Origin of the sequence: Hydrogenophaga sp., from assembly GCF_041633695.1 — a bacterium.
Classification (GTDB): Bacteria; Pseudomonadota; Gammaproteobacteria; order Burkholderiales; family Burkholderiaceae_C; genus Hydrogenophaga.
Genome location: NZ_JBFJMY010000629.1, coordinates 1 through 1,956, shown reverse-complemented (window position 1 = coordinate 1,956; position 1,956 = coordinate 1). Strand labels below are relative to the sequence as shown.

At 63.9% G+C, this 1,956-nt stretch carries 2 protein-coding genes and 1 pseudogene; 1 reads left to right on the top strand and 2 read right to left on the bottom strand.

From position 1 onward, the window contains the following. Together ABYB95_RS22580 and ABYB95_RS22575 are read right to left on the bottom strand one after the other, a co-directional pair. Positions 1-546: transposase (locus ABYB95_RS22580; RefSeq protein ID WP_372662297.1), on the bottom strand; the 546-nt coding region annotated here is incomplete at its 3' end. Between the two features lie 121 nt (positions 547-667). Continuing rightward, positions 668-1,390, bottom strand: a complete 723-nt coding sequence (locus tag ABYB95_RS22575; RefSeq protein ID WP_372662294.1) for an SIMPL domain-containing protein — start codon at positions 1,388-1,390, stop codon at positions 668-670. A gap of 92 nt (positions 1,391-1,482) precedes the next feature. Here ABYB95_RS22575 and ABYB95_RS22570 point away from each other — a divergent pair. Beyond that, positions 1,483-1,956 (top strand): annotated as a pseudogene (locus ABYB95_RS22570) (DNA polymerase IV); the annotation flags it as partial.

The window sequence follows — 1,956 nt, the reverse complement described above, 5'->3', positions numbered from 1 at the left end:
TAACCCAGCGCCACGCCACTCCCCCGCAACATCGTCGGCAGCGCTTCCCACACCCCAATCCACCGCCAGCTTCCCGTGCCGTACGAAGCGGTGAAAGCTGGAATGAGGCCAATCCCGCACCTGCCCCACCAGTCCATGCTTGACTGGGTTGAAATGGATGTAGTCCACATGCTGGGAGAAGTCATCCTCGTCACGAATCCGGTGCTCCCAGAATCGCCGCTGCCAGATTCCGCGCTCCCCCTTGGCCTGGCGGCTGAGAGAGCGGCGCTCATCCATCGGCACGGCACGCGAGAAATGCGATTTGATCTGCTGCCACCGCACAGAAAAGTCACCGTCGTCCTGCGGCAAAGTCCACAGTGCATGCAGATGATCTGGCAACACCACCATGGCATCGATTGCAAACGGGTGTGCCGCGCGCGTTTTTTGAAACGCCTCGCGCAATGCGTCCACGTGGTCCACCAACAAGGTGTTGCCCCGTCGCTCGGCGAGATTCACGGTGAAGAAGTAGGTCGCACCTGCAAGGCGGTCACGGATGTAGCGGCGCATGTTTGGAGACGGAAAGAGAGATCCTCAAATGGATCGCAACCATGCTGGGTTACGCTGCGCTAACCCAGCCTACGGGGCTAACCCAGACTACCGGTCTGCATCGCATTTGGCGCGCAGCGGCTCACCGCAACTCGTACTCAAACGTGCTCACCACCCGCAACCGTTTGCCGCGTGAGCTGCCGTCGTCGTAGTCGTTGCCATCGTCGCCGGTGATGCGGATCACGCCCTGGTTGGCGCTTTTCAGTTCACCGAGGCGGGCGCCGGCTTCGGCGGCGAATTTGTCGGCTTGCTCGCGGGCGTTGCGGGTGGCTTCGGCCAGCAGCGGGGCTTTCACGTCGTTGAAGCCGCGCAACTGGTAGCGCGGGCCGCTGCGGCCATCGTTTTCACCGCCGAGCTGCACACCGGCCTGGATCAGCGGGTCCAGCGCCAGCGCAGCTTTTTCGACCTCGGCCACGCGTGCCGATTTCACCAGCACCTGGCCGCTGCCGTTGAAGCGGAACGGCACATTGCCTTGCGCGTAGTCGCGGGCCAGCAGGTCTTGCACCTGCAGCGGACGCGCCTGCAGTTCTTCGTCGGTAAAGCCCTGCTGCTTCAGAAAGGCCAACACCTTTTCGCGGTCGGCTGACAAAGCTTGTTGCACGCTGCCGAAGTCGGACCCGGCGCGGCGAAAGCCCAGGGTCCAGATGGCGTAGTCACTCTCCACGTCTTTTTCGGCCAGGCCTTTGACGGTGACCGAGCGGTCTGACATGCGAAAGCGCTCCAGGCCCTGGTGCACAGACCAACCGGCAAAGGCGATACCGGCGGCGATCAAGAGTGCGGTGAGTACGCGGGACAAAACGGTCATCGGTGGTTCCCCCTGTGTCAACAACAAAACAAGTGCGAGAGCGCCCGACCGGGCGCCGCGCAACGAACATCTTAGACCGAGCCGAGGGCGCTATGCTCAACAGCGTGACCTCATCCCCGCCCGCACCCACCCCACGGCCCAGGCGCATTGCCCACCTGGACATGGACGCCTTTTTTGCGTCGGTGGAGCTGCTGCGCTACCCGCAGCTCAAAGGCTTGCCGGTGGTGATCGGCGGCGGGCGGCGGCGCGAAGACGATGTGTTGAGCCGGCTGCGCGAGGCCTACCCGGATCAGGACTGGAGCGGCACCACGCTGGACCGGGTGCCGGTGGAATTTTTCCCTCGTCTGGCCAGCTACACCGGGCGCGGCGTCATCACCACCGCCACCTACGCCGCGCGTCAGTTCGGCGTGGGCTCGGCCATGGGGCTGATGAAAGCGGCCAAGCTGTGCCCGCAGGCGATTCTGCTGCCGGTGGACTTTGACGAGGTGCGGCGCATCTCGCGCCTGTTCAAGGGCACCATCACCGAGATCGCCCCCGTCATGGAAGACCGGGGCATCGACGAGGTC

Bases quoted from the DNA above. Each gene is read 5' to 3' on its own strand.
- ABYB95_RS22575 (WP_372662294.1), bottom strand. From the start codon at position 1,390: ATGACCGTTTTGTCCCGCGTACTCACCGCACTCTTGATCGCCGCCGGT.